Consider the following 21,766-nt stretch of genomic DNA (forward strand, 5'->3'; position numbering starts at 1 on the left):
GCCTCGGTGGCCGACGTACGCGACCGTGAGATCAGCGTCGAACAAGAACATCTCGACCAGGTCTACCGGCGTCTCGAGGAGAAGATCCACGAGGCCGAGTTCCTCATGACCGACGCGGCCAAGCGCTCCCAGGTCGGCACGCCCGGCGCGCTCGCCGAGCGGGACGCGCAGGTGTTCCGCGCGGGGGTGCATCTCAACCGGCTCAACAGCGAGTTCGAGGACTTCCTCTTCGGGCGGATCGACCTGCTGCTCGGCAAGGACGGCAAGAAGGGCCCGGACGGCGCGTACACGTCGGTCGAGCCCGCCGAGGACGCGGTGAGCGAGAACAACACCGCCCAGATCGCCGAGACCCTGCACATCGGCCGCATCGGCGTCCTGGACGCCGACTACTCCCCGCTGGTCATCGACTGGCGGGCCCCGGCCGCGGCGCCCTTCTACCGCTCGACGCCGGTCGACCCCGGCCGCGTCGTGCGCCGCCGGGTCATCCGCTCCAAGGGCCGCAAGGTCCTCGGCGTCGAGGACGACCTGATGCGCCCGGAGCTCACGGCGACCCTGAACGGCGAGAGCCTGCCGGTCATCGGCGACGGCGCCCTGATGGCGGCGCTCGGCCAGGCCCGCAGCCACACGATGCGGGACATCGTGGCGTCGATCCAGGCCGAGCAGGACATGGTGATCCGTGCGCCCGCCGCGTCGGTGACGTACGTCGAGGGCGGCCCCGGCACCGGCAAGACCGCCGTGGCCCTGCACCGCGCGGCCTACCTGCTCTACCAGGACCGCCGCCGGTACGCGGGCGGCATCCTCATCGTCTCGCCGACCCCGCTGCTCGTGGCCTACACGGAGGGCGTGCTGCCCTCCCTCGGCGAGGAGGGCCAGGTCGCGATCCGCGCGGTGGGCGCGCTGGCCGACGACGCGTCCGGCGCGGTGGAGGCCACGGTCTACGACTCGCCCGCGGTGGCCCGGGTCAAGGGCTCGTCCCGGATGCTGCACGTCCTGCGCAAGGCGGCGCGGGGCGCCCTTGAGGGCACTGCGGGCGGGGCGGGCGCAGCGGCCAAGGCTCCCGCACAGGGCGGCCAGCTGTCCTTCGGGGACTTCGGGGACCTCGGCGAAGAGGACGACGACGAGGGGCCCCAGATCCCCGCCGAGCCCCCCACGCGGCTGCGTGTGGTCGCCTTCGGCCGCCGCCTGGAGCTGGAGGCCGACGCCCTGGGCCGCATCCGCCGCAACGCGCTCAGCGGCACGGCCCCCGTCAACCTCCTGCGCCCGCGCGCCCGCAAGCTCCTCCTGGACGCCCTGTGGTCGCAGTCGGGCTCCGCGGGCCGGCACAGCGACCCGGAGCTCGCCGCCGAGCTGCGCTCGTCCTTCGACGAGGACATCACCTCCGAGGACGACTTCATCCGCTTCCTGGACGCCTGGTGGCCCGAACTCACCCCGCGCTCCGTGCTCTCCGCGATGGGCGACGAGCGGCGCCTCGGCCGCTGGGCGCGCCGCGTCCTGAACCCGGGCGAGGTCCGCAAGGTCGCCCGCTCCCTCAAGCGCGACGCCCTGTCCGTGCACGACGTGGCGCTCATCGACGAGCTCCAGTCGATTCTCGGTACGCCGCCCAAGCCCCGCAAGAAGAAGGATCTCGACCCCCTCGACCTGCTCACGGGCCTCGACGAACTGATGCCGCAGCGCGAGGAGTCCCAGCGCGAACGCGCCGAGCGGCTCGCTGCGGAGCGCACCGAGTACGCCCACGTCATCGTCGACGAGGCGCAGGACCTGACGCCCATGCAGTGGCGCATGGTCGGCCGCAGGGGACGGCACGCCACGTGGACGATCGTCGGCGACCCCGCCCAGTCCTCCTGGTCCGACCCGGACGAGGCGGCCGCCGCCCGCGACGAGGCCCTGGGCAGCCGCCCGCGCCGCCGCTTCACGCTGACCGTCAACTACCGCAACCCCGCCGAGATCGCCGACCTCGCGGCCAAGGTGCTCGCGCTCGCGATGCCGGGCTCCGAGTCGCCGTCGGCCGTCCGGTCCACCGGAGTCAAGCCCCGCTTCGCCGTCGTACGCGACAAGGACCTCGGCGCTTCGGTGCGCGAGGAGGCGGCGCGGCTCCTTGACCAGGTGGACGGCACCGTCGGCGTCGTCGTGGCGATGAACCGCCGCGAGCAGGCGGCCAAATGGCTCGACGGGCTCGGCGGCCGGGTGGTCGCGCTGGGCAGCCTGGAGGCCAAGGGCCTGGAGTACGACGCGACGGTGGTCGTCACGCCCGCGGAGATCGCGGACGAGTCCCCGGCGGGCCTGCGGGTCCTGTACGTGGCGCTGACGCGCGCCACGCAGCAACTGACGGTCCTGTCCGGCGAGCGCGACGACCCGGACGGGGACGGGGTTCCGGACCTGCTCCGAGAATGACTTCAGAGAGTTGTCGGGACGGGAATTGCCTTACGGGGATCGTTTGTTACCGTTGATGTGGCACCGGCCCGATCCAAGCCCCCGGGCCCAACCTTCGTCGCTACGAGCGACCACTTGCCGCGAGGCGAGCATGGCGGGTCGGTGTCATCAACGTAGGGAGAGGCCCTCGTCACCACGTGACGAGGGCCTCTTTCGGTTTCAACCACCGGTTTCCGTTTCCCCCTACCGGCGCCCCCCTACTTCTCGTATGGTGGAAACTAGTTTCCGAAAAGCCAGTGAACGAAAAGTTCGCAATCCGAGGCGGCTACCACGTACTCAGTGGTAGGTGCGACGATCGGACGGCAAGAGCAACACGGTGAAAGCAGAGGAAGTCGGCCATGGCAACGGCGCCCAGCGTCTCCTACTCGAACACGGTCCGGTTGGAGGTGCCCGCGAGCGGCACCGCGGTCTCCCAGATCACCACGGCCGTCGAGTCCCACGGAGGCTCGGTGACCGGCCTCGACGTCACGGCTTCCGGCCATGAGGCACTCCGGATCGACGTCACGATCGCGGCGACCTCCACGACGCACGGCGACGAGATCGTCGCGCAGCTGCGCACCATCGAGGGCGTCACCGTCGGCAAGGTCTCCGACCGTACGTTCCTGATGCACCTCGGCGGCAAGATCGAGATGCAGTCGAAGCACCCCATCAGGAACCGTGACGACCTCTCCATGATCTACACCCCGGGCGTGGCCCGCGTGTGCATGGCGATCGCCGAGAATCCCGAGGACGCGCGCCGCCTCACCATCAAGCGCAACTCCGTTGCGGTCGTAACGGACGGTTCGGCCGTCCTCGGGCTCGGGAACATCGGCCCGAAGGCCGCGCTGCCCGTCATGGAGGGCAAGGCGGCCCTCTTCAAGCGCTTCGCGGGCATCGACGCCTGGCCGCTGTGCCTGGACACCCAGGACACCGACGAGATCGTCGCGATCGTCAAAGCCATCGCCCCCGGCTTCGCGGGCATCAACCTCGAGGACATCTCGGCGCCGCGCTGCTTCGAGATCGAGGCCCGCCTGCGCGAGGCCCTGGACATCCCCGTCTTCCACGACGACCAGCACGGCACCGCGATCGTCGTGCTCGCCGCGCTGACCAACGCACTTCGCGTGGTGGGCAAGGGCATCGGCGACGTACGGGTCGTCATGTCCGGTGCGGGCGCGGCCGGTACGGCCATCCTCAAACTGCTCATCGCGGCGGGCGTCAAGCACGCCGTCGTGGCCGACATCCACGGTGTCGTGCACGCGGACCGCGAGGACCTCGTGGACGCCGCGCCGGACTCGCCGCTGCGCTGGATCGCCGACAACACCAACCCCGAGGGCGCCCGTGGCACCCTCAAGGAAGCGGTCGTCGGCGCCGACGTCTTCATCGGCGTGTCGGCTCCGAACGTCCTGGGAGCCGACGACGTCGCGGCCATGGCCGAAGGCGCCATCGTGTTCGCTCTCGCGAACCCGGACCCCGAGGTGGACCCCGCGATCGCCCGCCAGACGGCGGCAGTTGTGGCCACGGGCCGCTCGGACTTCCCGAACCAGATCAACAACGTCCTGGTCTTCCCCGGCGTCTTCCGCGGCCTGCTCGACGCCCAGTCGCGCACCGTCAACACGGAGATGATGCTGGCGGCGGCAGGCGCCCTCGCGGACGTCGTCGCCGAGGACGAGCTCAACCCGAACTACATCATCCCCAGCGTCTTCAACGACAAGGTCGCGGGCGCGGTCGCCGATGCGGTGCGCACCGCGGCGAAGGCGGCTGGGGTGGCTGTGACAGGCGCCACGGCCCAGTAGTACGGCGCGTCGCGGAACGCAGGGGTCCTCAGGGCCCTCTAGGGTGGCGTGGAAGCGCGCCCCCGACTGCCACCTTCCAGGGGCGGTGAAGCTTTTCGTGTGACCCCCAGGGGCCCCGGATTGGCTTTCCCGCCGCAGGTGGGGGCAGGATGCCTTTCTGGGCGCGAGGGTCCGGATGACGGACCCGGGTCCGGGGCCTGACCGAGGACCCTGGCAGCATCGGCTTCGCTGTGCCCATCATGCGGCTCCGCCGCGTGGCACGCCTCAACGGCAAGAAGAACACGGGAGTACAAACATGAACCGCAGTGAGCTGGTGGCCGCGCTGGCCGACCGCGCCGAGGTGACCCGCAAGGACGCCGACGCCGTGCTGGCCGCGTTCGCCGAGACCGTCGGCGAGATCGTTGCCAAGGGCGACGAGAAGGTCACCATCCCCGGCTTCCTGACCTTCGAGCGCACCCACCGTGCCGCTCGCACCGCCCGGAACCCGCAGACCGGCGAGCCGATCAACATCCCGGCCGGCTACAGCGTCAAGGTTTCGGCGGGCTCCAAGCTCAAGGAAGCCGCCAAGGGCAAGTAGCCTCAGGCAGTACATAGAAGGGGCGGCCACCCAACCGGGTGGCCGCCCCTTCTGCGTGCTGTCAGGCGGACTACAGCGTCGCCCTGCCGGGCAGCTCCACCTTCGCGCCGAGCTCCACGAGCTTGTCCATGAAGTTCTCGTAGCCGCGGTTGATCAGGTCGATGCCGTGGACGCGGGACGTCCCCTGCGCCGCCAGGGCCGCGATGAGGTACGAGAAGCCGCCGCGCAGGTCGGGAATGACCAGATCGGCGCCCTGGAGCTTCGTGGGGCCGCTGACGACCGCCGAGTGGAGGAAGTTCCGCTGGCCGAATCGGCAGTGCGAGCCACCCAGGCACTCGCGGTAGAGCTGGATGTGTGCGCCCATCTGGTTGAGCGCGGAGGTGAATCCGAGCCGCGACTCGTACACCGTCTCGTGCACGATCGACAGGCCCGCGGCCTGCGTCAGGGCGACGACCAGCGGCTGCTGCCAGTCCGTCTGGAAGCCGGGGTGCACGTCCGTCTCCAGGGCGATCGCGTTGAGCGAGCCGCCCGGGTGCCAGAAGCGGATGCCCTCGTCGTCGATCTCGAAGGCACCGCCCACCTTCCGGTAGGTGTTCAGGAACGTCATCATCGAGCGCTGCTGGGCGCCGCGGACGTAGATGTTGCCTTCGGTCGCCAGGGCCGCGGAAGCCCAGGAGGCGGCCTCCAGGCGGTCTGAGAGGGCGGAGTGGTCGTAGCCGCCCAGGCTGTCGACACCGGTGACCCTTATGGTCCGGTCGGTGTCCATCGCGATGATCGCGCCCATCTTCTGCAGGACGCAGATGAGGTCTTCGATCTCAGGTTCGACGGCGGCGTTCGAGAGCTCGGTGACGCCTTCCGCCAGTACGGCGGTCAGCAGGACCTGCTCGGTGGCGCCCACGGACGGGTACGGCAGCTGGATCTTCGTGCCGCGCAGCCGCTGCGGGGCCTCCAGATACTGGCCGCCCTCGCGCTTCTCGATGGTGGCGCCGAACTGGCGGAGCACCTCGAAGTGGAAGTCGATCGGCCGGCCGCCGATGTCGCAGCCGCCGAGGCCGGGGATGAAGGCGTGCCCGAGGCGGTGCAGGAGCGGCCCGCAGAAGAGAATCGGGATGCGCGACGACCCGGCGTGGGCGTCGATGTCCGCGACGTTGGCACTCTCCACGTGCGAGGGGTCCATGACCAGCTCGCCCGGCTCCTCACCGGGGCGGACCGTCACGCCATGCAGCTGCAGGAGTCCGCGTACGACGCGGACGTCGCGGATGTCGGGGACATTGCGCAGCCTGCTCGGAGCGCTGCCGAGCAGCGCGGCGACCATGGCCTTGGGCACGAGGTTCTTCGCGCCGCGGACACGGATCTCGCCCTCCAGCGGGGTTCCGCCGTGGACAAGCAGTACATCGTCGGTGACGGTCATGAATCTCGCGTTCCGATTGGATGGACGGGTGGACCAAAGGGCAAGCGTAATGGGCGCGTACCCCCCTTCCGTAAGGCTGAGGACGCGTAAACCGCGTCAGGAGTTCGCGACAACACGAACCGTTCGGAACCGGACACTCCGGGTCACCGGCGAAAGTGTGCGCTCCAGACGCGCCTGTGCGCCCCTGAGCTGCATTCACTCCTGTACGGGCATTGCCTCCCCCCGCGGGGCAAAGATGCGGGATCATGTCGTTCATGACCGAGGTGTCCTCGCTCACAGGGCGGCTGCTCGTGGCCACGCCTGCCCTGGCGGACCCGAACTTCGACCGCGCGGTGGTGCTGCTCCTCGACCACGACGAGGAGGGCTCGCTCGGCGTGGTCCTCAACCGGCCCACGCCGGTGGACGTCGCGGACATCCTGGAGGGCTGGGGCGATCTGGCCGGGGCGCCGGGAGTCGTCTTCCAGGGCGGCCCCGTCTCGCTCGACTCGGCGCTCGGAGTGGCGGTGATCCCCGGCGAGGAGGGCGCGTCCCCCGGATCCAGGCTGCGCCCCGCCAGAGGAGAACCGATCGGCTGGCGCCGCGTGCACGGCGCGATCGGCCTGGTCGACCTGGACACACCCCCCGAACTCCTGGCCCCCGCGCTCGGCTCCCTGCGGATCTTCGCCGGGTACGCGGGCTGGGGCCCGGGCCAGCTGGAGGACGAGCTCGTCGAGGGCGCCTGGTACGTGGTGGAGTCCGAGCCGGGCGACGTGTCGTCCCCGGACCCGGAACGACTGTGGCGCGCGGTGCTGCGGAGACAGCGGAGCGAGCTGGCGATGGTGGCGACGTATCCGGATGATCCGTCGTTGAACTGAGCGTCGCCGAGGGGATCTCATCCACGCCGAGCGAACGAGCTGCGGGGTATCAGCCATGCCGTCCGTCGAGTGGCAGAGGACTTCGTCTTGCGCCGGGGGAGGCCGTAATTCCGTGCGAGGACGGCACGATCTCCGCGGCAGTCGTCTATGACCCTTCCAAGAACGGCACGGGCAAGGCCGTCGGGCCCGTGGCTTCGACCTCCACCTGGACCCCACCGCCTTGCTACTACGCCCCCGCGTACAGCCCGGCCCAGCTCCAGAAGAAGCTGGAGCCGATCTGGGAGGCCGGGTCCACCGGTCATGAGTGGGATCTGTCACAGCGCCACCGTTACGTCAACGGCGAGCCCTACAAGGACTTCAACAAGAAGACGGCCGGCGAGGGGTATTGGTGGGACAGCTTCATCCCGGACGGTAAAGAGAGCGCCCGGATCGGTGAGGCGTATGCCAAGGGCAAGGCCGACGAGACTCCCTCGTGCGGGGTGAAGTACCTGCGCTCCTCGGGAGACGGGGCGTATGCCCTCAAGGCCACCGTGACCTGGAAAATCAACTGGACCGGCACCGGCGTCAACGGTCAACAGAAGCTTCCGGACGGGCAGTTCGGTGCTGACCAGGATGTCATCGTTCAGGAGATCCAGTCCATCAACCGCTGATCCTGCCCTCGCGCGATGCGGCGGGAAGCTTCAAGAGGTGGCAATGGCCGACAAGTTGAAGGTCGACGGGGACGAGCTCGAGAACTTCATGAAGCTGCTCAACAAGTCGAATGACTCGTTGAAAGGGCTGCACAAGGCGCTGAGCGAGGCGACCATCACAGGCCTCGGCACCGATGACCTCGACTCCGCGTGCGAGGACTTCCAGGACGACTGGAAGTACGGCACGGAGCAGATCGGTGAGCAGAGCGAAGATCTTGCCAAGATCATCGACAAGAGCAAGGACGCCTACCGCGAGGTCGACAAAGCCCTGGAGGAGAACCTGAAGGAGAAGGGGAAGGGCAAGAGCGCCGGGGGCTCGAAGTGACAGTCACGCCGGGTACCGAGAGTGACCCCTTCGCCGGTTCGCCCGCCGCCAGGAACGGTCCTCTGCCGCAAGGCCTGAAGTCCTCCCCGGACATCCCGAACCCCCATTACCCGGACCTGGGATTCAACCCGGTTCCTGGCGACTGCGACATCGTCAAGGCGCTGCACAAGAAGCTGACCAGTTGCGCCGAAGTTCTCCATGAGACGCATGGCGTGGTCACGAAACTGATGGACGGCAGCTATTGGAAAGGCGACGCGGCGGTCGCCTTCCGTGAGCAGATCGACGGTGGTCCGCTGCCGAAGAACTTGCAGAACGCGGCGAACTCCATCAGTAAGGCCGCCAAGCACCTGAATCGCTGGCACGACGAGCTCGATGATTACCAGGGCCGTGCGAAACGCCTGAACGCGGACGCGAAGGAAGCACGAGCCGCGTTGGAGGCGGCGCAGGGGCGGGCGGACACCGCGGGCAATGACCCTGACCTGGACAAGAAGGGCACCCGGCAGGACGACGCGAAGAAGGAGAGGACGCGCGCCAACGGCAAAGTGGATGATGCCCAGGCGGAACTCGATCGGATTCTGAAGAAGGCCCGCGACCTTGCGTACGAGCATGAGGCGAGGTCCGGATTCCGGGCGGGCAAGATCCGCGACGCGACGGGCAAACTGGCGCCGCACGAGCCGGGCTGGTTCGACAAGGCAATGGACTGGGTCAAGGAGAACCTGCCCGACATCCTGAGCACTGTGGCCGCCGTCGTCGGGCTTGTGGCGTTGTTCGTGTTGACGGGCGGGACGGCTGCTGCGGTGTTGCTGTTGGCTGCGGCGGCGTTGAGCGCGACGGCGCTGGCCTTGCGGGTCACCCAGGACCCCACGGTGTGGGCGTCACTCAAAGACGGCTTCAGCAAGGGTGAGCTCGACACCGACTTCTGGAGCAATCTCGTCACGGTCGGTGGTGACGCCCTCGGTGCCCTGCCTGGACTTGGCGCCGCCTGGAAGGGGGGCCAGGCGGCGGTGCGTGGTGTCGACGCGGCGGGGGAGGCCATCAGCCTCGGCAGTCGATTGGCCAATGCGGGAGCATCCACCATGGAGCACGCTAGGACCATCTCCAGCCTGGACAATTCCCTGCTGGGCCTCACGATCAGGGGTGCGCGTGCCGAACCGATCGCCAGGACCGTTGAGGTCACTTCAGCTGCGGTTGGCGTCGGCACCGCAGGATTCGGGCTGGTGATGAAGGCCGTGGATGCCGACGATGACGGAATCAAGGACGGTGCCGTGGCCGGTATCGATGGCACCAGACTTGGTGTCGACGGTGGCAGTCTCGTTGATATCGCCCGGCATGTCTTCCACTGATCCGCTGCGAACGGAAAGCTGCTCACATGCATCCCACCGACTATCCGACTGCTTGGGACCACCCCCCAACCCGTAACGCCTGGATCTGGCACATGATCTTGATCGTTGCTCGTCTAATCGGTTGGATCGCGGTCTGGGTGGGGTCCTTGGCTGTCCCTGTCGTTTTTCTGTCGCAGGGCTATTTCCTGTTCTTCCTGCCTCTCCTGCTCTACGCGACCTTCCGTGCCGTCCTTCAGATCGGCTACTTTCCCTGGTCCCTCAACATGCAACGCGTCCTCGCCCAATACCCCTGGCAGCACCTCAAGGACGTCCCCCGGGGCCGGAACAAGCACCCCGATGCCCAGGAGGACGAAATGTGGTACGAGCTGCCCAATCCGGAGAAACCGGGTGTTCAGATCCCGTTGCTCTTCATGGCCAACATGCGCACGTTCTGGTGGATGAGGCGCTTCGGGACGAACAAGACCAAGCCTGAGCTGAAGGCTCAGATCGAACCCCTGTGGTTCGCGGGTGACCCCCGCTTCTACGCCGTTATCGCGGCGCCGGGTCGACGGGGCGCGGCGCCCAAGCGGTTGCACTTCCTCTACCAGCGTCCGGCCCGGCCCAGCTGGAAGGCTGCCCCGGTCGGCTGGGACGCGAGCCCCGCCGCGCTCGAGCGGGCCCGTCGGGCCGGGGCGAAGGTGCCCGACCCCGTGCTGCAGGACGGGATGTGATGACCGCCGCTCCCCGATTCATGCTCGACGCGTCCGCCGAGGACCCCGGCGCCGATGTCTGGTTCGCCGAACCCGCCGGGTTCACGGCGATCCCAATGGCCGCGCTGCTGAACCACCCGCCCGACGGTCCTGGCGCCGACGGGCTGCGTGCCGCTCTCGGCCCGCTCCTGGATGCGGCCCCCGACGAAACCGCCCGCGAGCGCTTCGTGGCGCAACTTGCCTCAGGGCAGCAGCTGCTGGCAGCCCTCTGTGAAGTCGGCACCGTCCACTGTTCGATCGGCCTGCATCGCGATGATGTGGCCGATCCGGGCGAGGGCGGGAGCAGCGGGCAGCCACTGCTGTCCTTCTTCACCCTCTCGTGGCGTGACACAGCCGTGGCGCCCCCCGCCGTCACCGCGGCCCGCACCGTCACCCCCGCAGGGCACCACACCCGCATCGAGTACCTCGACCTGCCGTGCGGCCCGGCCACCCTCAGTGAGTCCGTACGTATCCTCACGGCGGGCACCGGTCTCCCCCAGGAGCCCCTCCTCCAGGTGCACGCCCATCTTCCGCATCCGGACGGCAGACGCCTGGTGGTGCTCGCCATGTGCACGATGGCTGTCGAGCGGCGCGAGGACTACCGGCGCCTGCTCCATCAGATCGCCGAGCTCGTCAGCTTCGAGAATCCTCTGGACGATGTATCCGGATGATCCGTCCCTTAACTGACAGGTCAGCGCCCCAAGGCCGTTCCCGGTAGCGCAACCACGAGTCACACGGATAGCGTCCTGACGCGTACTTGACGTCTTGCATACGGGGGTTGACCGTGAAGCGCCGCAATCCGCCCAAGTTGCCTGCCCTCGTGGCGGCTTCGTTCGCGTGGGGGGTCTGAGTCGTGTCGGACAGGACCAGGTACGACCTCGATCTCATCAAGGATTGCTCGGAGTCGCTCTACCGCATCCACCGTGAGTTCAAGGAGAACGGCGACCCCTCCGACGGCTACGAGAAGGACTTGGGCAGCGACAAGCTGCGCGAGATCTTCGACGACTTCTCCAGCACCTGGAAGAAGACGCGCAAGAAGCTGAACAAGGACATCGAGAACCTCGCCAAGATCACCGCCGATGCGGCCAAGGCGTACGAGGACATCGACCACGAGCTCGCCAATGCGCTCCGGGACGCGAAGAAGAGCGACAAGAAGGGTGCGAAGTGAGCGGGCGGCCGAGCGACTGGACTCCTCTCTACGACTCCGATCCCGTGCCGGGCGACCCGTACGAGGTCGCGCGCCTGGGCAAGAAGCTGCGCGGCATGGCCGAGGAGATCGACAAGCAGGCGCGGAACATCAAGGCGCTGGCGTCGGTCGAGAGCTGGGACAGTGACGCGGGGCGCGCCTTCCACGAGGTCGCGGGTGACACGGCGGGGCGCCTGAAGAAGGCGTTCGACCGCTATGACGAGGCCGCCGACGCCCTGGGTACCAAGGTCAGGGAAGGCGAGTCCAAGGAGTACGCCAGCGAGCTGCACCGCGCGCAGCGCATGGCGGACAAGGCCCTTGAGGAGTTCCGCAAGGCGGAGGTCGAGCAGAAGGCCGCGCTGAAGGAGCTGGACAAGACCGAGGGGACGGTGCCCTCCTCCAAGGAGGACTCGGTCGACCGGACGAAGCAGCAGAAGAAACGCGACGACGCCACGACGATCATGGCTCAGCACCGCGGCAAGATCATGGAAGCGGTCGAGATCCGTGACGACGCCGCGAGCGCGGCGGCCAAGAAGATCAAGAACGTGATCCACCACGACGGCGTGCGTGACCCGGGCGGATTCATGAACTGGATCGCGGACCACGCCGATTGGTTCACGGCCGCGGCCACGGTCCTGGCGGTGGCGGCGCTCGTCGCGGCGATCGTCCTGTCGGGCGGCACCCTGGCGATCGTCCTGGTCGGTGTCGGGGCCGCGATGAGTGCCACGGCCCTGTCCGGCCGGCTGTACGACGTCTTCGCGCGCGGCGGGAAACTCGACCTGCTGGCGATCGGCATCGACGTCCTCGGCATCATCCCCGGGCTCGGCGCCCTGAAGGGGCTCACCGCGGCCGCCAAGGGCGCCCGCCTCGCCGGAGCGGGCAAGGGCGTCTGGGGCGCGTTCACCAACGGCTTCGCCGTGAAGAACATCAACAAGGGCGTCGGCTTCGCGTCCAAGATGCTCGCCAAGCGCGGCATCACCACGCCCAAGCTGCCGGCCGGAGGCTGGAACCCGGAGGTCGTCACCCGCTACATCAAGGGTGCCGCCCTGGGGAACCTCTACGTGACGTCCCTCCTCAGGCTGAAGGAAGCCATGGGCCCGGACGACGGCAAGACCCACCCCATCACCCCGCACCCGGGTCCGGGACCGAGGCCGAGCGCGCCGCCGACCACACCGTCGACCCCGGGCACGCCGACGCCCACGCCGTCTCCGAAGCCGGGGCCGAGCCCGAGCCCTTCCTCGTCGTCGTTCCACTCCTCGCTGGCCCCGGCCGGGTAGGAGGAGCGGGCCGATGAGCGATTACCACGTCATGGCGCGCGGCAGGTTCGTCGACGACAACGGGACCGAGCACGAGCTGGTTCCCTCGTCGGTCATCTCCGCCGTGCCCGCGGCACGGGAGGCGGCCGAGGCGTACGGGCGTGCCGTGCGGTTCGACTTCCTCGACGACCGGGCCGTGCACTGGCTGATGTTCCAGCGGCGGCGGGACACGGAGAAGGGGAGCCTTGTCGGCTGTTTCCTCGCCGTGCCGCTGTTCGTCTTCGGGGTCGGGGCGTGGCCGTTCTGGGATCTCGTCGCGTCCCTGAGGCCCAGGCCGTTCCAGATCGCCTTCTTCTGCGTGGACGCACTGCTCCTGCTGGCTTCGATCGGGGTGGCCTACCGCCTGCGCGGCCCCGATGCGGCCGATCCGACCCTGCGGAACATGCGCTGCCGGGTCCGCCTCTACCGGAAGATCGTCGGCATCGCCCGCAGGGGCGGCGCCGACATCCCCCGCCTCTACCCGTACTACGGCATGTACGCCACCTCCCGGAAGTTCTTCCCCGAGGCCCCCGAACTCCCCATCCCACCGCTCCCGGAAAGCAACGGCGCCAAGTGACCACGCAATCCCCAGCAGCCACGACGTCCCCGGCGGCCCCTCCCTACGAGCCGTTGCGGTTCGAGGCGACGATCCCTGCGCAGAACGCCGGGCCCGATGCCGACGCCGGTGCCCGCATCGACTCCGACGGCATCCACGTCCGCTGGGTGATGCCGGAGATCTTCCACGACCTCCCCCTCCACGAGGAGGACGAGGACGAAGGGGCCCGCCTCCTGGAGGAGCTCGCGGCGAAGGCGCTGCCCGGTGCCGAGGACGAGGACATGCTCAAGCTCGCGGTCATCTGCGCGCTCGGCATCGACGACCTGCTGGAGGCCGGGGCCGAGTACGCGGCCATCGCCGTGGGCGCGGTCGGCGACGACCCGTGCAGCGCCACGGTCTACGCGGCCCTGGTCGACAGCCCCGAGGACGAGGACGCGGACCCCCTCGCGGCGATCGCGTCCAGCCTGCGCCGTGACGACGCGGGCGAGGTCAGGGAGATCCTGCTGCCGTGCGGCCCCGCGGTGTCCTGCGTGGGCACGCGCGTCGACAAGGTCACCGGTGAGCTGACCGAGTCCCCGGACGGCATCAGGATCCCGACGTCGTTCATCCGCGTCTACGTCCCGCTGCCGAACGGGACGACCCTGGTGATGGAGCTGGGGACGCCCACGCAGGTCGGCTGGGACCAGTTCTCGACGATGTTCGGGAACATAGTGAGCAGCATCCGCCTGTTCGAGGCCGACGGCGAGCCGTTGATCATCCCGGACCGGGACACGGACGCGTGAGCGACACCGTGGCGCCGCCGTCGGACTACCGGATCCTCGTGCCCCGCGACTGGTTCCGCGTCGACCTGACGCAGGAGCGGTGGCGCGGCCAGCTGAAGACCTTCGTGGACCGCGAGTCCGGGAGCGGGAGCGCGCCCGAAGAGGTGCGGCGGTCCCTGTGGACGACCCTGCGCAACATCGCCGAACGCGGCGCGGCGGACGGTGCGTTGGAGTTCTACCTCAAGACCGAGACGCCCGAGGGCACGGCCTACCCCGCATCACTGATGGTCTCGCTGCTGCCCACGCCGCCGGGGCTCGCCCCGGAGGTGGGGGAGTTGGCCCAGACCCTCGCGCGGCGCAGGGGGGACGCTTCGCGGGTCGATGCGGTGGAGCTGCCGGCGGGCGACGCGGTCCGTGCGACGACGGACACGACGCTGGACTTCCACGTGCGGATGCCGGGCGGTGTGGGCTATCTGCTGCTCGCGTTCTCCGTGCCGCTCAGCGGCACGGAGGGGCCCATGGGTGACTTGTGCGAGGCGATCGCGTACTCCCTGCGGTGGGTGGAGTGAATGCGGGTGGCTGATCCGGGTGGGCGTTCCGCGGGGCCCCGGGTCCCGGGCGATGCCCGTAACCGTCGGGCGTAGGTACCCTTGGATGCCATGAGCACTCTTGAGCCCGAGCCCGAGCGCGGGGCAGGTACGGGGACCCTCGTAGAGCCGACGCCACAGGTGTCGCACGGTGACGGCGACCACGAGCGCTATGCGCACTATGTCCAGAAGGACAAGATCATGGCGAGCGCGCTCGACGGTACGCCCGTCGTCGCGCTCTGCGGCAAGGTCTGGGTGCCGGGTCGCGACCCGAAGAAGTACCCCGTCTGCCCCATGTGCAAGGAGATCTACGAGTCCATGAGCGCCGGTGGCGACAAGGACAAGGGCGGCAAGGACGGCAAGGGCGGCGGCAAGAAGTAGCCCACACCCGAGCCGGCCGGAGCCTTCTCGCTGAGGGGCGTTGCGTGTGCCGCAACGCCCCTTTTGCGTTGCGCAATCGCGTGGCAGATTCCCTCGCATGACCTTTGAGCAACTCATCCCGGCGCCCGCACGCGCCGAGGGACCGCGTCCCGAAGGCTTCGTCCTCGACTCGTCGACCGCTCTGCGCGCCGGGCCCGGCACCGAGTCCACCGAGCGCTGGCTGCGGGCCACACTCGGCGGTGCGCTCGGCCTGCCGCTCGCGCCCGGCGAGGGCGGCGGCATCTCGCTGGGCATCGACGACTCCCTCGCGCCCGAGGCGTACCGCCTCACCGTGGGGGAGGCGGGCGTGGAGATCCTCGGCGGCGCCGCGCCCGGCGTCTTCTGGGGGGCGCAGACCCTGCGCCAGCTCACCGGCCCCGAGGCGTTCCGGCGGGCCCCGCTGCGGGCGGCCGGGCGGTACGCCGTACCGGGGTGCCTGATCGAGGACAGCCCCCGCTTCGGATGGCGCGGCATGATGCTCGACGTGGCCCGGCACTTCATGCCCAAGGACGGCGTCCTGCGCTATCTGGACCTCCTCGCCGCCCACAAGCTGAACGTCTTCCACTTCCACCTCAGCGACGACCAGGGCTGGCGCATCGAGATCAAGCGCCACCCGAAGCTGACGGAGGCCGGTTCGTGGCGGCCGCGCTCGAAGTGGGGGCACCGCGCGTCCGAGCTGTGGAACGACACCCCGCACGGCGGCTTCTACACGCAGGACGACATCCGCGAGATCGTCGCGTACGCCCATGAACGGCACATCGCCGTCGTACCCGAGATCGACATCCCCGGGCACTCGCAGGCCGCCATCCACGCCTACCCGGAGCTCGGCAACACCGACGTCGTCGACACCTCCTCGCTCGGCGTCTGGGACACCTGGGGCGTCAATCCCAATGTCCTCGCCCCGACCGAGAACACCCTGCGCTTCTACGAGGGGGTGTTCGAGGAGGTGCTCGAACTCTTTCCCTCCACCTTCATCCATGTCGGGGGAGACGAATGCCCCAAGGACCAGTGGAAGGCGTCGCCCACCGCGCAGGCCCGCATCAAGGAGCTGGGGGTCGGTGACGAGGAGGGTCTTCAGAGCTGGTTCATCCGGCACTTCGACTCCTGGCTGACCGCGCGCGGGCGCCGGCTCATCGGCTGGGACGAGATCCTGGAGGGCGGTCTCGCCGAGGGGGCGACCGTGTCGTCCTGGCGCGGGTACGGGGGTGGCATCGCGGCGGCCAAGGCAGGGCACGACGTCGTCATGTGCCCCGAGCAGCAGGTGTACTTGGACCACCGCCAGGACGGCGGCCCCGACGAACCCGCGCCCATCGGCTTCGTCCGCACCCTTGAGGACGTCTACCGCTTCGAGCCGCTGCCCCCGCAGCTGACCGAGGACGAGGCGCGGCACGTGCTCGGTACCCAGGCCAACGTCTGGACCGAGGTGATGGAGTACCACGCACGTGTGGACTACCAGGTGTTCCCGCGCCTCGCGGCCTTCGCCGAGGTCGCCTGGAGCACGCTCCCGGCACCGGCCGAGCGCGACTTCGCGGACTTCGAGCGGCGAATGACCCCGCACTACGCGCGACTTGACGCACTCGGCGTCGACTACCGCCCGCCCGGCGGCCCGTTGCCGTGGCAGAAGCGGCCGGGTGTGCTCGGACGCCCGATCGACGGGGCGCCCCCGAACGTGTGAGGCGCACCCGATCGTCCGTGTGTCGGGCTGCCCGCGCTGCGAGCGTGGGCAGCCGGACGAAAGTCGTACAAGGGTCACCGAAGAGTGGCAATTCCCGCTGACCACCGAGGGCGTGTGAAACCGGCACATCCCCCAGGTCTGGGGACGAATAGCTCCTAGCGGACCCCCGCGCCGGGGGCCGGGGAAGATGTGCCAGAGTTGCCACGTCCGGGCTGTGAGCACGTACCGTACGGCGGAACAGGCGTAACGGTGAGAACGGCGAGAAAGCCGCCGGGCATCGGGAAGGGGCAGCCGGTTTTGACCACGCACGCACCGCAGGCGGCGCAGACCGCGCAGACGGCGAAGCTGCCTGGGACGTTGGACGAGGCCGTGGAGGCACTCGCCGCGATGCCCGCCGCCGTGCCCGTAGCCGGCGGCACCGACCTCATGACCTCGGTCAACGCGGGCCTCCTGCGCCCCGCCGCGCTCGTGGGCCTCGGCCGCATCAGCGAGATCCGCGGCTGGCAGTACCAGGACGGTCACGCGCTGCTCGGCGCCGGGCTCACCCACGCACGCGTCGGGCGGCCCGACTTCGCGGCCCTGATCCCCGCGCTCGCCGCGGCGGCACGCGCCGCAGGCCCCCCGCAGATCCGCAACGCGGGCACCCTCGGCGGCAACATCGCCACGGCGGGACCGACCGGTGACACCCTGCCCGTCCTGGCCGCCCTCGAAGCCATCCTCATCATCGCGGGCCCCGGCGGCGCCCGCCGCGAGGTCCCCGTCTCGCACCTGCTCGCGGGGATGGACATGCTCCGCCCCGGCGAGCTCATCGGCTTCGTACGGCTGCCGCTCCTGCACGCCCCGCAGGTCTTCCTGAAGGCGACAGGGCGCACGGGCCCCGGCCGCGCCCTTGCCTCCGTCGCGCTCGTCCTCGACCCGGCGCGGCGCGGTGTGCGCTGCGCGGTCGGTGCCGTCGCGCCGATGCCGCTGCGGCCCCTGGAGGCCGAGCAGTGGGTCGCCTCGCTGATCGACTGGGACGGCGGGCGCACGATCGTGCCGGAGGCGCTCACCGCCTTCGGCGAGTACGTCGCCGCCGCGTGCATCCCCGACCAGCCTCCGGCGCAGGACGGCTCCCCGCAGCCGCTGTCGCCCGCCGTACTGCACCTGCGGCGCACCGTCGCCGCGCTGGCCCGACGAGCACTGGGGAGGGCGCTGTCGTGAGCGACGACCAGAACAACAACAACGGCGGCTGGCAGCCGCATCCGCAGGGCGAGTACGACTCGGACGCCACGGCCTTCGTGCAGCTGCCCGAAGGCGCCCTCGACGCCTTCGACCACTCGCCGCTCGCCGCGCCCGGCCACGGTTACGTGCCGCCGCAGATAACGGTCACCCCGACGTCGGCCGACGCCACGGACCCGGCGGCCACGGGCGTCTGGGCCATGCCGCCCGAGGTGACCGGCATGGGCACCGGCGTCCAGAACGTGCAGTGGCCCGCGGCGGGTGGTGCGCCCGAGCCGTCCGTCCAGGACGCCCAGGAGACCCAGGATCACGCGTACGACCCCCGGGCCACCGGGCAGTGGAGCTTCCACGAGGCGGAGGGTCACGCGCCCGCCGCCCCTGCCCCCGCAGATGTCACGGGGCAGTGGTCGATCCCCGTCGCCAATGGTGATCTTCCGGATGAATCGGGCGAGTTCACGACGTCCTCGCTCGCCGCGCAGTGGGGCGGTACGCCGCCCGCGACGCTGCCGGGCGGTGCCGCGGCGCCGTGGGCGACCGGTGGCGCGGGCGCGGGTGCGCCGTGGGCGGAGCCGGCGCAGCAGCCGCACGCCGACCCGTACGCGCACGTCGAGCCGCAGCCGCAGCAGCACGTCGAGCCGCAGCACCACGAGCCCGTCGCGCCTCTGGAGGCATTCGTCCCCGAGCCGCCGGTCGCTCCCGAGATGCATGTGGTGCCCGAGGAGCCCGTGGCGCCCGTGGCCCCCGAGGAGCCCGTGGCCCTCGAGACTCCCGCAGAGCCGGAGCCGGAGCCGGAGCCGGAGCCGGAGCCCGAAGCCGAGGTCGAGGCCGTCATCGCGGACCCCGCCCCCGAAGCCGAAGCCGAAGCCGAAGCCGAGGTCGCAGCGGACGCCGAGGCCGAAGCCGACGCCGACGCCGAAGGCGAGACCGACCCCGAAGAGGCGGCCACCGCCACGGCTCTCCCCGACGAACATCCCCTCTGCTCCTACGTCCTGCGCGTCAACGGCGCCGACCGCCCCGTCACCGACGCCTGGATCGGCGAGTCCCTCCTCTACGTCCTGCGCGAGCGCCTCGGCCTCGCGGGCGCCAAGGACGGCTGCTCGCAGGGCGAGTGCGGTGCCTGCAACGTCCAGGTCGACGGCCGGCTCGTCGCCTCCTGCCTGGTGCCCGCGGCCACCGCCGCCGGAAGCGAGGTGCGCACCGTCGAGGGCCTCGCCGTCGACGGCAGACCCTCCGACGTGCAGCGGGCGCTCGCTGCCTGCGGCGCTGTCCAGTGCGGCTTCTGCGTACCGGGCATGGCGATGACCCTGCACGACCTGCTCGAAGGCAACCCCGCCCCGTCCGACCTGGAGACCCGCCGCGCCCTGTGCGGCAACCTCTGCCGCTGCTCCGGCTACCGCGGCGTGCTCGACGCCGTGCAGGAAGTGGTCGCCGAGCGCGAGGCGTCCGCGGCCGCGGCCGAGCCGTCGGCCCAGGGCGAACAGGCGGGCGAGCCGCGCATTCCGCACCAGGCGGGACCCGGCGCCGGAGGAGTCAACCCGACGGCGCAGGACGGAACGTACGAAGGACCGTACGGCCAGGACGGAGGCCAGGCGTGAGCAACGAAGCCGCGGGGAGCACGAACACCGCGACCGCAGTGGAACCGCAGCCGGGCCCGGGCCCGGAGCCGCTGCCGCACGGCATCGGCACCTCGCTGCCGTCCGCCGAGGCCCGCGCCAAGACGGAGGGCACGTTCCCCTACGCGTCCGACCTGTGGGCGGAGGGGCTGCTCTGGGCGGCCGTCCTGCGCTCGCCGCACGCGCACGCGCGCATCCTCTCGATCGACACGTCCCAGGCGCGCGAGATGCCGGGCGTGCGGTCCGTCGTCACGCACGAGGACGTGCCGGGCGAGGCACTGCACGGCCGCAAGACCGCGGACCGCCCGGTCTTCGCCTCCGACGTCGTACGCCACCACGGCGAGCCCATCGCCGCCGTGGCCGCCGACCATCCCGACACGGCGCGGATGGCCGCCGCCGCCATCTTCGTCGAGTACGAAGTCATGGAGCCGGTCACCGACCCGGAGAAGGCCTTCGCGGCCGAACCCCTGCACCCCGACGGCAACTTGATCCGGCACATCCCGCTGCGGCACGGCGACCCGGAGGCGGCGGGCGAGCTCGTCGTGGAGGGCCTGTACCGCATCGGCCGCCAGGATCCGGCGCCGATCGGCGCGGAGGCGGGGCTCGCGGTGCCGCGTCCCGATGGGGGAGTGGAGCTGTACATCGCCTCCACCGACCCGCACACCGACCGCGACATGGCCGCGTCCTGCTACGGCATCGACCCGGAGATCGTGAAGGTCGTCGTGACCGGCGTCCCCGGCGCGACCGCCGACCGCGAGGACGCCAGCTTCCACCTGCCGCTCGGCCTGCTCGCCCTGACCACCGGCTGCCCGGTGAAGCTGACGGCGACCCGCGAGGAGTCTTTCCTCGGTCACGCGCACCGCCACCCGACGCTCCTTCGCTACCGCCATCACGCGGACGCCGAGGGCAAGTTGGTGAAGGTGGAGGCGCAGGTCCTGCTCGACGCGGGTGCGTACGCGGACACGTCGTCGGACGCGCTCGCCGCGGCCGTCTCCTTCGCCTGCGGTCCCTACGTCGTCCCGAACGCCTTCATCGAGGGCTGGGCGGTCCGTACGAACAACCCGCCGTCCGGACATGTCCGGGGCGAGGGTGCCATGCAGGTGTGCGCGGCGTACGAAGCCCAGATGGACAAGATCGCGAAGAAGTTGGGCATCGATCCGGCGGAGCTGCGGCTGCGCAACGCGATGGCCACGGGCGACATCCTGCCCACGGGGCAGACGGTGACCTGCCCGGCCCCGGTGGCCGAACTCCTCGCCGCTGTACGGGACTTCCCCCTTCCCGAGCTGCCCAAGGACACGCCCGAGGACGAGTGGCTGCTGCCCGGCGGACCCGAGGGCGCGGGCGAACCCGCCGCGGTGCGCCGCGGCGTCGGCTACGGCCTCGGCATGGTCCAACTCCTGGGCGCCGAAGGCACGGACGAGGTCTCCACGGCCACGGTGAAGGTGCACGACGGCATCGCGACGGTGATCTGCGCGGCGGTCGAGACGGGCCAGGGCTTCTCCACGCTCGCCCGCCAGATCGTCCAGGAGACCCTCGGCATCGACGACGTCCGCGTGGCCCCTGTGGACACGGACCAGCCCCCGGCGGGGCCGAGCTGCCACGGCCGCCACACCTGGGTGTCGGGCGGCGCGGTGGAGCGCGCGGCGAAGATGGTCCGCACGCAGCTTCTCCAGCCCCTGGCCCACAAGTTCGGGATGTCCACGGAGCTGCTCCAGATCACGGACGGCAAGATCACCTCGTACGACGGGGTGCTGAGCACGACCGTCACGGAGGCGATGGACGGCAAGGAACTGTGGGCCACGGCCCAGTGCCGCCCGCATCCCACCGAGCCCCTCGACGAGGCGGGCCAGGGCGACGCGTTCGTCGGGATGGCCTTCTGCGCGATCCGCGCGGTGGTGGACGTGGACATCGAGATCGGTTCGGTGCGGGTCGTGGAGCTCGCGGTCGCCCAGGACGTGGGCCGCATCCTGAACCCGACCCAGCTGAAGGTGCGGATCGAGGCGGGCGTCACGCAGGGAGTCGGCGCGGCCCTGACGGAGAACCTCCGCACGCCGCGCGGCCTGGTCCGCCACCCGGACCTCACGGGCTACGCCCTGCCGACCGCCCTGGACACCCCCGACATCCGCATCGTGAAGCTGGTGGAGGAGCGGGACGTGGTGGCGCCCTTCGGCGCGAAGGCGGCGAGCGCGGTGCCGGTCGTGACGACTCCGGCGGCGGTGGCTTCCGCGGTGCGTGCGGCCACCGGGCGGCCGGTCAACAGGCTGCCGATCCGCCCGCAGGCGGCGGTGGCGACGTGACGGCGCAGGCCCTGAGCGGGGTCGTCGTC

General features: G+C 70.3%; 20 protein-coding genes. 19 read left to right on the top strand and 1 reads right to left on the bottom strand.

The genetic code is table 11. The annotated features are described in order from the left end of the window. The first annotated feature begins 6 nt into the window (after positions 1-6). The 3 genes from M4V62_RS25995 to M4V62_RS26005 all read left to right on the top strand — a co-directional run bounded on the left by M4V62_RS25995 (position 7) and on the right by M4V62_RS26005 (position 4,779). Entirely contained in the window at positions 7-2,391 is a 2,385-nt protein-coding gene (locus tag M4V62_RS25995; protein WP_249589628.1) for a HelD family protein, read from the top strand. 377 nt (positions 2,392-2,768) lie between these two features. Further along, positions 2,769-4,202: an NAD-dependent malic enzyme gene (locus tag M4V62_RS26000; protein WP_249589629.1), complete on the top strand. Its 1,434-nt coding sequence runs from the start codon at positions 2,769-2,771 to the stop codon at positions 4,200-4,202. Positions 4,203-4,497: 295 nt separating this feature from the next. Next, on the top strand, positions 4,498-4,779 hold the full coding sequence (locus tag M4V62_RS26005; protein ID WP_016645140.1) for an HU family DNA-binding protein: 282 nt from the start codon (positions 4,498-4,500) through the stop codon (positions 4,777-4,779). Between the two features lie 70 nt (positions 4,780-4,849). Here the strand turns inward: M4V62_RS26005 and murA are convergent, their stop codons facing one another. Then, a complete protein-coding gene (gene murA, locus M4V62_RS26010) occupies positions 4,850-6,190 on the bottom strand; it encodes a UDP-N-acetylglucosamine 1-carboxyvinyltransferase (protein WP_249589630.1) in 1,341 nt (446 codons plus the stop codon). A 245-nt stretch (positions 6,191-6,435) separates the two neighbouring features. Here murA and M4V62_RS26015 point away from each other — a divergent pair, with 245 nt between their 5' ends. From M4V62_RS26015 to M4V62_RS26090, 16 genes are all read left to right on the top strand, one after another. Then, positions 6,436-7,044: a YqgE/AlgH family protein gene (locus tag M4V62_RS26015; protein ID WP_249589631.1), complete on the top strand. Its 609-nt coding sequence runs from the start codon at positions 6,436-6,438 to the stop codon at positions 7,042-7,044. A gap of 107 nt (positions 7,045-7,151) precedes the next feature. Beyond that, positions 7,152-7,694, top strand: a complete 543-nt coding sequence (locus M4V62_RS26020; RefSeq protein WP_430626890.1) for a hypothetical protein — start codon at positions 7,152-7,154, stop codon at positions 7,692-7,694. A gap of 43 nt (positions 7,695-7,737) precedes the next feature. Next, complete coding sequence (locus M4V62_RS26025) at positions 7,738-8,058, top strand: WXG100 family type VII secretion target (protein WP_249589633.1); 321 nt, start codon at positions 7,738-7,740, stop codon at positions 8,056-8,058. Continuing rightward, the gene (locus M4V62_RS26030; protein WP_249589634.1) at positions 8,055-9,401 is read left to right on the top strand and encodes a putative T7SS-secreted protein; all 1,347 of its coding nucleotides are present in this window, start codon (positions 8,055-8,057) and stop codon (positions 9,399-9,401) included. Before M4V62_RS26025 ends, M4V62_RS26030 begins: the two co-directional genes overlap by 4 nt. 146 nt (positions 9,402-9,547) lie before the next feature. Continuing rightward, the gene (locus M4V62_RS26035; protein ID WP_249589635.1) at positions 9,548-10,111 is read left to right on the top strand and encodes a hypothetical protein; all 564 of its coding nucleotides are present in this window, start codon (positions 9,548-9,550) and stop codon (positions 10,109-10,111) included. Next, positions 10,111-10,800, top strand: coding sequence for a hypothetical protein (locus M4V62_RS26040; protein ID WP_249589636.1), 690 nt, complete (start codon positions 10,111-10,113; stop codon positions 10,798-10,800). The genes M4V62_RS26035 and M4V62_RS26040 overlap by 1 nt, the downstream gene beginning before the upstream one ends. A 182-nt stretch (positions 10,801-10,982) precedes the next feature. Continuing rightward, positions 10,983-11,297, top strand: a complete 315-nt coding sequence (locus M4V62_RS26045; protein WP_249589637.1) for a hypothetical protein — start codon at positions 10,983-10,985, stop codon at positions 11,295-11,297. Then, complete coding sequence (locus M4V62_RS26050; protein WP_249589638.1) at positions 11,294-12,592, top strand: putative T7SS-secreted protein; 1,299 nt, start codon at positions 11,294-11,296, stop codon at positions 12,590-12,592. Before M4V62_RS26045 ends, M4V62_RS26050 begins: the two co-directional genes overlap by 4 nt. Before the next feature lie 13 nt (positions 12,593-12,605). Continuing rightward, a complete protein-coding gene (locus M4V62_RS26055) occupies positions 12,606-13,187 on the top strand; it encodes a hypothetical protein (protein WP_249589639.1) in 582 nt (193 codons plus the stop codon). Further along, complete coding sequence (locus M4V62_RS26060; protein WP_249589640.1) at positions 13,184-13,948, top strand: hypothetical protein; 765 nt, start codon at positions 13,184-13,186, stop codon at positions 13,946-13,948. The genes M4V62_RS26055 and M4V62_RS26060 overlap by 4 nt, the downstream gene beginning before the upstream one ends. Then, positions 13,945-14,496, top strand: coding sequence for a hypothetical protein (locus M4V62_RS26065; protein WP_249589641.1), 552 nt, complete (start codon positions 13,945-13,947; stop codon positions 14,494-14,496). The genes M4V62_RS26060 and M4V62_RS26065 overlap by 4 nt, the downstream gene beginning before the upstream one ends. Positions 14,497-14,586: 90 nt before the next feature. Beyond that, positions 14,587-14,895 (top strand): DUF3039 domain-containing protein, encoded by a 309-nt coding sequence (locus M4V62_RS26070; RefSeq protein WP_249589642.1) that lies wholly within the window; start codon positions 14,587-14,589, stop codon positions 14,893-14,895. Positions 14,896-14,992: 97 nt separating this feature from the next. After that, a complete protein-coding gene (locus M4V62_RS26075; protein ID WP_249589643.1) occupies positions 14,993-16,609 on the top strand; it encodes a beta-N-acetylhexosaminidase in 1,617 nt (538 codons plus the stop codon). A gap of 297 nt (positions 16,610-16,906) precedes the next feature. After that, complete coding sequence (locus tag M4V62_RS26080; RefSeq protein WP_249589644.1) at positions 16,907-17,809, top strand: FAD binding domain-containing protein; 903 nt, start codon at positions 16,907-16,909, stop codon at positions 17,807-17,809. After that, positions 17,806-19,422 (top strand): (2Fe-2S)-binding protein, encoded by a 1,617-nt coding sequence (locus tag M4V62_RS26085; RefSeq protein WP_249589645.1) that lies wholly within the window; start codon positions 17,806-17,808, stop codon positions 19,420-19,422. Before M4V62_RS26080 ends, M4V62_RS26085 begins: the two co-directional genes overlap by 4 nt. After that, on the top strand, positions 19,419-21,737 hold the full coding sequence (locus M4V62_RS26090; protein WP_249589646.1) for a xanthine dehydrogenase family protein molybdopterin-binding subunit: 2,319 nt from the start codon (positions 19,419-19,421) through the stop codon (positions 21,735-21,737). Before M4V62_RS26085 ends, M4V62_RS26090 begins: the two co-directional genes overlap by 4 nt. The last annotated feature ends 29 nt before the right edge of the window (positions 21,738-21,766 follow it).

It is taken from the genome of Streptomyces durmitorensis, from assembly GCF_023498005.1.
Lineage (GTDB): Bacteria > Actinomycetota > Actinomycetes > Streptomycetales > Streptomycetaceae > Streptomyces > Streptomyces durmitorensis.

Excerpts from the sequence above, each read along its gene's own strand:
- M4V62_RS26000 (WP_249589629.1), top strand. The coding sequence starts at position 2,769 with ATGGCAACGGCGCCCAGCGTCTCCTACTCGAACACGGTCCGGTTGGAG.
- M4V62_RS26005 (WP_016645140.1), top strand. The coding sequence starts at position 4,498 with ATGAACCGCAGTGAGCTGGTGGCCGCGCTGGCCGACCGCGCCGAGGTG.
- murA (WP_249589630.1), bottom strand. The coding sequence starts at position 6,190 with ATGACCGTCACCGACGATGTACTGCTTGTCCACGGCGGAACCCCGCTG.
- M4V62_RS26015 (WP_249589631.1), top strand. The coding sequence starts at position 6,436 with ATGTCGTTCATGACCGAGGTGTCCTCGCTCACAGGGCGGCTGCTCGTG.
- M4V62_RS26025 (WP_249589633.1), top strand. The coding sequence starts at position 7,738 with ATGGCCGACAAGTTGAAGGTCGACGGGGACGAGCTCGAGAACTTCATG.
- M4V62_RS26040 (WP_249589636.1), top strand. The coding sequence starts at position 10,111 with ATGACCGCCGCTCCCCGATTCATGCTCGACGCGTCCGCCGAGGACCCC.
- M4V62_RS26055 (WP_249589639.1), top strand. The coding sequence starts at position 12,606 with ATGAGCGATTACCACGTCATGGCGCGCGGCAGGTTCGTCGACGACAAC.
- M4V62_RS26070 (WP_249589642.1), top strand. The coding sequence starts at position 14,587 with ATGAGCACTCTTGAGCCCGAGCCCGAGCGCGGGGCAGGTACGGGGACC.
- M4V62_RS26075 (WP_249589643.1), top strand. The coding sequence starts at position 14,993 with ATGACCTTTGAGCAACTCATCCCGGCGCCCGCACGCGCCGAGGGACCG.